Source organism: Corynebacterium sp. (assembly GCF_012838985.1).
In the GTDB taxonomy this organism is placed as follows: Bacteria; Actinomycetota; Actinomycetes; order Mycobacteriales; family Mycobacteriaceae; genus Corynebacterium.
The window spans coordinates 1-7,359 of sequence record NZ_DUOE01000207.1; the positions used below are offsets into that span (position 1 = coordinate 1).

A 7,359-nucleotide genomic window follows, 5' to 3' on the forward strand; every position below is an offset into this window, starting at 1 on the left:
ACCGGGCCCGCCGTGCCCTGGTCCCCGCCACCCCGCTGCGCCCGCACGTCCACGCCCCGGAGCAGCTGACCCTGCGGCGCGAGGGCGAGGTGGTCACCATCGCCGCCCGCGGACACGAACCGCGCAGCATCCTCGCCCTGCTCGTCGCGAAGGCGTGGAAGCTCAGCGCCGTGCGCATCGTCGGGGAGCACGCGGAGTTCGACGCCCGGCCGACCGTCGAGAAGCTCGACGACCTCGACACCGCCGCCTTCATCCAGGCGTACAAGTCCGGCGTGCACACCACCCTGCCGGTCCCACCTCCCGCGCCGACGTGGGTGTCGTGGCACGGGCAGGTCCTGGAGGTCCGCACCGTCGTGCGCGTCGGGGCGCTCGCCGCGCTGCTGGGTGTCCTGCCGGAGTTCGAGTGGCTCTCGCTCACCACGCCGGGGGCCACGATGATCGTCCAGGTGGCACTCCCGGGAGTCGTCGACCGCCGTAAGGTGGACAGGGATGTGACCCGCGTGCTCGGGAACGGTTAGCATGGGGGAGTTCATGTGTCGATCGCGTAGGAGAGTGTCCCTGTGTTCGAATCTCTTTCAGACCGCCTGACCGGTGCCCTCACCGGGCTCCGCGGCAAGGGCAAACTGACCGAGGCGGACATCAACGCCACCGCCCGCGAAATCCGCCTCGCGCTGCTGGAGGCGGATGTCTCCCTGCCCGTCGTGCGCGGATTCATCAAGCGCATCAAGGAGCGTGCGGCCGGCGTCGAGGTCTCCGAGGCGCTCAACCCTGCGCAGCAGGTGGTCAAGATCGTCAACGAGGAGCTCGTCGAGATCCTCGGCGGCGAGACCCGCCGCATGACCCTGGCCAAGACCCCGCCGACGGTCATCATGCTCGCCGGCCTCCAGGGTGCCGGTAAGACCACCCTCGCCGGAAAGCTGGCGAAGCACCTGTCCAAGCAGGGCCACACCCCGATGCTCGTGGCCTGTGACCTGCAGCGACCGGGCGCGGTCCAGCAGCTGCAGATCGTCGGTGAGCGCGCCGGAGTGCCCACCTTCGCCCCCGACCCGGGCACCTCCATCGACTCCCACGACCACGACATGGGCACCTCCCACGGTGACCCGGTGGACGTCGCCAAGCGCGGCATCGAGGAGGCCCGCCGCCTCCAGCACGACATCGTCATCGTCGACACCGCCGGCCGCCTCGGCATCGACGAGACCCTGATGACCCAGGCCCGCAACATCCGCGACGCCGTCAACCCCGACGAGGTCCTCTTCGTCATCGACGCCATGATCGGCCAGGACGCGGTCAACACCGCCCAGGCCTTCCGCGACGGTGTCGACTTCACCGGTGTCGTCCTGACCAAGCTCGACGGCGACGCCCGTGGTGGTGCCGCCCTGTCGATCCGTGAGGTCACCGGCAAGCCCATCATGTTCGCCTCCACCGGTGAGAAGCTCGAGGACTTCGACGTCTTCCACCCGGAGCGCATGGCCAGCCGCATCCTCGGCATGGGCGACATCCTCAGCCTCATCGAGCAGGCCGAGCAGGTCCTCGACCAGAAGAAGGCCGAGGAGACCGCCGCCAAGCTGGGCACCGGCGAGCTCACCCTCGAGGACTTCCTCGACCAGATGCTCATGATCCGCCGGATGGGACCGCTGGGCAACATCCTCAAGATGCTGCCCGGTGGCAAGCAGATGAACCAGATGGCCGACATGGTCGACGAGAAGCAGCTCGACCGCATCCAGGCCATCATCCGCGGCATGACCCCCGCCGAGCGCGAGGACCCGAAGATCCTCAACGCCTCCCGCCGCAAGCGCATCGCCGCCGGCTCCGGCGTCACCGTCACCGAGGTCAACCAGCTCGTCGACCGCTTCTTCGAGGCGAAGAAGATGATGGGCAAGATGGCCGGCCAGTTCGGCATGCCGGGCGGCGGCATGAACCGCTCCGCCACCAAGAAGCGTCCCAAGGGCCGCAAGGGCAAGGGCGGCAGGCGTCGTCCGATGCGTCAGCCTGGTGGCATGCCGGGCGGCGGCATGCCGGGGATGCCCGACATGGCGCAGCTCCAGCAGCTGCAGAAGCAGATGGAGGCCGGCGGCGGGATGCCGGGCATGCCGGGTATGCCCAAGCTCCCGGGCATGCCGAAGATGCCGAAGGGCATGGAGGGCATCGACCTGGACAACCTCGACTTCGGACAGGGTAAGAAGTAGCGATTTCCTCCGCGTGCGGTGACCCGGTATAGTTTTCCGGGTTACTGCGTAACACCGTCACCGACCACGGTCGGCCGGTCAGTCACACGCAGTGAAATCCAAGGGTTGAACCGGCCCGCCGACAGGAGGCGGGTGTCTGAACTGCCCAGTGACTCACGAGGAGCCCCACATGGCTGTCAAGATCAAGCTGCAGCGTATCGGTAAGATCCGCACCCCGCACTACCGCGTCATCATCGCTGACGCCCGCACCCGCCGCGACGGCAAGGTCATCGAGAACATCGGCATCTACGAGCCGAAGCAGGAGCCGTCCGTCATCAAGATCGACTCCGAGCGTGCACAGTACTGGCTGTCCGTCGGCGCCCAGCCGACCGAGCCGGTGCTGGCTCTGCTGAAGGTCACCGGTGACTGGCAGAAGTACAAGGGCATCGAGGGCGCCGAGGGCACCCTGAAGGTGGCCGAGGAGAAGCCGTCCAAGCTGGACCTGTTCAACCAGGCTCTGGCTGAGGCCAACGAGGGCCCGACCGCTGAGGCCATCACCGAGAAGAAGCGCAAGGCCAAGGAAGAGGCCGAGGCCAAGGCTGCTGCTGAGAAGGAGGCCGCCGAGAAGGCTGCCGCCGAGGAGGCCGCCAAGGCTGAGGCAGAGGCTGCCGAGGAGGCTCCGGCTGAGGAGGCCACCGAGGAGTCCGCAGAGTAGTTCTGCGTCCCCGCACCTGTGATCAACCCCGCTCTCGAGCGGGGTTGTTCTGATTCAACGGGGGTGAGCGCCCTCAGAGGCCGAAGGCCCGGGGCAGGAGGTCGGCGAAGTCGACCTGGTGGTCGTCGACAAGCACCCGGCGGCAGCCGAACTCGGCGAGGACCTGGCGGCAGGCTCCGCAGGGCCAGCAGGGACCGGACGGCCCGGCGACGGCCACGGTGTCGATCTCCCGGAACCCGGCCGCGACCATCGCCATGACGGCGCCCCGTTCGGCGCAGAGGGTGGAGCCGTAGGCGGCGTTCTCGACGTTGCAGCCGGTGAAGATCTCCCCGGTGGTGGTGAGCACGGCGGCACCCACGGGGAAGTTGCTGTAGGGGGCGTAGGCGTGGGTGGCGGCGCGGCGGGCGGCTTCAAGCAGCACGGGGACTCCCTAGGATCGGGGGCATGGACATGATCGACATTATCCGCACCAAACGCGACGGTGCGGCCCTGAGCACCGCGCAGATCGACTGGGTCATCGACGCCTACACGCATGAGCGCGTGGCCGAGGAGCAGATGGCGGCCCTCGCGATGGCGATCTTCCTGCGGGGGATGGAGCGGCGGGAGATCGTCGACTGGACGAACGCGATGATCGACTCCGGTACGCGGATGCGGTGGGAGGGCAGTGTCGACAAGCATTCGACGGGTGGGGTGGGGGACAAGATCACCCTGCCGCTGGGGCCGCTCGTCGCGGCGCACGGGGTGTTCGTGCCGCAGCTGTCGGGGCGGGGGCTGGGGCACACGGGCGGGACGCTCGACAAACTGGAGGCGATCCCCGGGTGGCGCGCGGAACTGAGCGAGGCGGAGATGAGGGCCGCACCCGGTGGTTTCGTCGCGGCGGCCTCCGCGGATCTCGCGCCGGCGGACCGGAAACTCTACGCGCTGCGTGACGTCACGGGCACGGTCGACTCGATCCCGCTCATCGCCAGCTCGATCATGAGCAAGAAGATCGCCGAGGGCACCGACGCCCTGGTCCTCGACGTCAAGGTGGGGTCGGGGGCGTTCATGAAGGAGCTTGCCGACGCCCGCGAACTCGCCCGCACCATGGTCGAGCTGGGGGAGGACGCGGGAGTGCGCAGTTGCGCACTGCTCACGGACATGTCGACGCCGCTGGGACGCACCGTCGGCAATGCGCTGGAGGTGTGGGAGTCCGTGGAGGTGCTCGCGGGCGGAGGACCGGAGGACGTCGTGGAGCTGACCCTGGCGCTGGCCCGGGAGATGCTCGCTCTGGCGGGCATCGACGCCGACCCCGCCGACGCCCTGCGGGACGGCCGCGCGATGGACACCTGGCGGGCGATGATCACCGCGCAGGGCGGCGACCCGGACGCCCCGTTGCCGGTAGCCCGGCACACCCACGACGTCGTGGCGGAGAGGGACGGGTACGTCACCGGGCTCGACGCGCTGGAGGTCGGGGTGGCCAGCTGGCGGCTCGGCGCGGGACGCTCCCGGAAGGAGGATCCGGTGCAGGCGGGGGCGGGCGTCGAGATCCACGCGCCGCAGGGGACACAGGTCAGGCGCGGGCAGCGGCTGCTCACCCTCCACACCGACACCCCGGAGCGATTCGACCGTGCCCTGGAGGTGCTCGCCCCGGTCATCGGGGACACCCCGCCCACCCCGCGCACGCTCATCCACGGGAGAATCGGCTAGAACTGGAGGTATGAAGCGCAGCGAACTGGCCCAGTACATCGACCACACCCTGCTCACGCCGGAGGCCACGGCCACCGACATCGAGTGGCTCATCGAGGACGCCGTCGACCTCGGCGTGTACTCCGTGTGTGTCTCCCCCTCCCGCCTCCCCGTGTTCACCCCGGACACCCTCAAGGTGGCCACCGTGTGCGGTTTCCCCTCCGGCGCCCACCACAGCCAGATCAAGGCCGCCGAGGCCGCCCTGGCCGTGTCCACCGGTGCCGATGAGGTGGACATGGTGATCAACCTGACGTTCGCCATGGAGCACGAGTTCGAGGCCGTGGAGTCCGACATCCGCGCCGTGCGGGACGCGATCCCGAACACGGTGCTCAAGGTCATCCTCGAGACGGCCGTGCTCTCCGACGAGCAGATCGTCCGCTGCTGCATCGCGGCGGAGCGGGCGGGCGCGGACTTCGTGAAGACCTCCACTGGTTTCCACCCCGCCGGCGGCGCCACCATCCACGCCGTGGAGCTCATGCACGCCACCGTCGGCGGCTTCCTGGGCATCAAGGCCTCCGGTGGCATCCGTGACACGGAGACGGCCCTGGCCATGATCGAGGCCGGTGCCACCCGCCTGGGATGCTCCGCCACGGCGGCCGTGCTGGAAGGCCTGTGACCCCTGAGGAGTGGGCCGCGCACGACCCGGACCCGGTGACCCGGGCGGAGGTCCGGCGCTGGCTGGAGACCGGTTCGCCCCTGCTCGAGTCGCGTTTCGACGGTCCCCTGACCTTCGGCACCGCCGGCCTGCGCGGGCCGATCGGGGCGGGGGAGACCGCGATGAACGTCGCCACCGTCACCCGCGCCACCGCTGGGCTGGCCGCCTGGCTGGGGCCGGGGACGACGGTGGTCGTGGGTTGCGACGCCCGCCACGGTTCAGCGTCCTTCGCCGAGGCGACCGCGGAGGTGCTCTCCGCCGCCGGGATCACGGTCCTGGCCCTGCCGCCGCAGCTGCCGACTCCAGTGACGGCGTTCGCGGTGCGACACCTGGGCGCCGACGCCGGCGTCATGATCACCGCCTCCCACAACCCGGCCACCGACAACGGCTACAAGGTCTACGACGCCAGCGGCTCGCAGATCATCCCGCCCACCGACGCGGAGATCGCCGCGGCCATCGACGCCGCACCCTGGGCCGACGAGGTACCCCGGTCGCGGGAGAACATCACCGGGGTCGATGTGCTCGAGGAGTACCTCAGCCGCGCGGTCTCGCCTGTCGACGCCCCCTCCTCCCAGCCGACCATCGTCACCACGGCGATGCACGGCGTCGGCGGGGCGGTGCTGGCCGAGGCACTGCGCCGCGCCGGGTTCACCGACGTGCACCCGGTGACCGCGCAGGAGCACCCGGACCCGGACTTCCCGACCGTCGCCTTCCCCAACCCGGAGGAGTCCGGCGCCCTCGACCTGGCCTTCGCCCGTGCCGAGCAGGTGGGGGCGGATCTCATCCTGGCGCTCGACCCGGACGCCGACCGCTGCGCCGTGGCGGTGCCGGGCAGGCAGTTCACCGGTGATGAGGTCGGGGCGCTGCTCGGCTGGGACACCGCTTCCCGCGCCTCGCGTGGCACCCTGGCCTGCTCCGACGTCTCCTCCCGCCTGCTGCGGAAGATCGCCGCGCACCACGGCCTCGGCTTCGCGGAGACCCCCACCGGCTTCAAGTGGATCGCCCGAGTCCCGGACCTCATCTACGGCTACGAGGAGGCCCTCGGCTACTGCGTCGACCCGCAGGCGGTGGGGGACAAGGACGGTGTCACGGCGTGCCTGAGGGTGGCGGAGCTGGCGTCGCGAAGCGATCTGGCGGCCCTGCTCCATGACCTCGGCGAACGTTTCGGCCACCACCTGACCACGCAGGTGGCGGTGCGGGTGGAAAAACCGAGCGGGCAGATGCAGGTCCGGGAGATCGGCCCGGACCGCATCATCGTGCGGCCCTCGGGCACGGAACCGAAGATCAAGTACTACTTCGAGGCCGTCGCCCCCACCCGCGCCGAGGCGCAGCGGCGGCTCACAGAGCTGACAGCGGAAGCGCCAGCTCCATCATCCGGGTGAAGGCGGTCTCCCGCTCGGCGGCCGAGGTCGCCTGACCCGTGACGATGTTGTCGGAGACGGTGAACAACCCGAGTGCGTCGACACCCGCGTCAGCGGCGACGGCGTAGAGACCGGCGGACTCCATCTCCACGCCGAGCACACCCATCGACGCCCACCGGGAGATGGCGGTCGCGTCCGCGTTGTAGAAGATGTCGGAGGACAGGATGTTGCCCACGTGCACGTCCACACCCTGCCGCTGCGCCTCATCGGTGAGCGCCTTCAGCAGCGTCCACGACGCGATCGGTGCGAAGGTGCCCGGCAGGTGGTACTGCGCCAGGAAACGGGAGTCCGTGCAGGCGCCCTGAGCGACGATGATCTCGTAGAGGTCCAGGTCCTCCTGCATCGCGCCGCAGGAACCGACGCGGATGAGACGCTGCGCCCCGTAGACGTGGATGAGCTCATGCGCGTACAACGAGATCGACGGGATACCCATGCCCGACCCCATCACCGACACCTCGTGCCCCTGCCACGTACCGGTGAAGCCCAGCATGTTGCGCACGGCGTTGAACTGGACGACGTCCTCGAGGTAGGTCTCCGCGATGAACTTCGCACGCAGCGGGTCACCCGGCAGGAGGACCGTCCGAGCGATGGGCGCGCCCTGCGGGTTGATGTGCGGGGTGTCCGGCATCTCAGGCATCTCAGGCATGGCGCTCTCCCGTCAGCATGCTCAGCAGCAGA

7 protein-coding genes and 1 pseudogene are annotated in these 7,359 nt (G+C 69.7%); 6 read left to right on the forward strand and 2 right to left on the reverse strand.

The window, feature by feature from the left end:
• The 3 genes and pseudogenes from glnD to rpsP all read left to right on the forward strand — a co-directional run.
• A pseudogene (glnD, locus tag GXZ33_RS11675) lies at positions 1-518 on the forward strand ([protein-PII] uridylyltransferase); the annotation flags it as partial.
• Between the two features lie 42 nt (positions 519-560).
• Positions 561-2,186 (forward strand): signal recognition particle protein, encoded by a 1,626-nt coding sequence (gene ffh, locus GXZ33_RS11680; RefSeq protein ID WP_291341298.1) that lies wholly within the window; start codon positions 561-563, stop codon positions 2,184-2,186.
• 169 nt (positions 2,187-2,355) lie between these two features.
• Entirely contained in the window at positions 2,356-2,880 is a 525-nt protein-coding gene (gene rpsP / locus GXZ33_RS11685) for a 30S ribosomal protein S16 (RefSeq protein WP_291341300.1), read from the forward strand.
• 73 nt (positions 2,881-2,953) lie between these two features.
• Here rpsP and GXZ33_RS11690 read toward each other — a convergent pair whose 3' ends face one another.
• Entirely contained in the window at positions 2,954-3,301 is a 348-nt protein-coding gene (locus GXZ33_RS11690) for a cytidine deaminase (RefSeq protein WP_291341301.1), read from the reverse strand.
• A 23-nt stretch (positions 3,302-3,324) separates the two neighbouring features.
• On the opposite strand from GXZ33_RS11690, the gene GXZ33_RS11695 reads away from it, so the two are divergent.
• The 3 genes from GXZ33_RS11695 to GXZ33_RS11705 are packed head-to-tail and all read left to right on the forward strand — an operon-like array spanning position 3,325 to position 6,642.
• A complete protein-coding gene (locus GXZ33_RS11695; protein ID WP_291341302.1) occupies positions 3,325-4,566 on the forward strand; it encodes a thymidine phosphorylase in 1,242 nt (413 codons plus the stop codon).
• 10 nt (positions 4,567-4,576) lie between these two features.
• The gene (deoC, locus tag GXZ33_RS11700) at positions 4,577-5,221 is read left to right on the forward strand and encodes a deoxyribose-phosphate aldolase (RefSeq protein WP_291341304.1); all 645 of its coding nucleotides are present in this window, start codon (positions 4,577-4,579) and stop codon (positions 5,219-5,221) included.
• Positions 5,218-6,642: a phospho-sugar mutase gene (locus GXZ33_RS11705; protein ID WP_291341306.1), complete on the forward strand. Its 1,425-nt coding sequence runs from the start codon at positions 5,218-5,220 to the stop codon at positions 6,640-6,642. Before deoC ends, GXZ33_RS11705 begins: the two co-directional genes overlap by 4 nt.
• Here the strand turns inward: GXZ33_RS11705 and deoD are convergent.
• Positions 6,599-7,309, reverse strand: coding sequence for a purine-nucleoside phosphorylase (deoD, locus tag GXZ33_RS11710; protein WP_291341308.1), 711 nt, complete (start codon positions 7,307-7,309; stop codon positions 6,599-6,601). The genes GXZ33_RS11705 and deoD overlap by 44 nt on opposite strands.
• Positions 7,310-7,359: the final 50 nt, after the last annotated feature.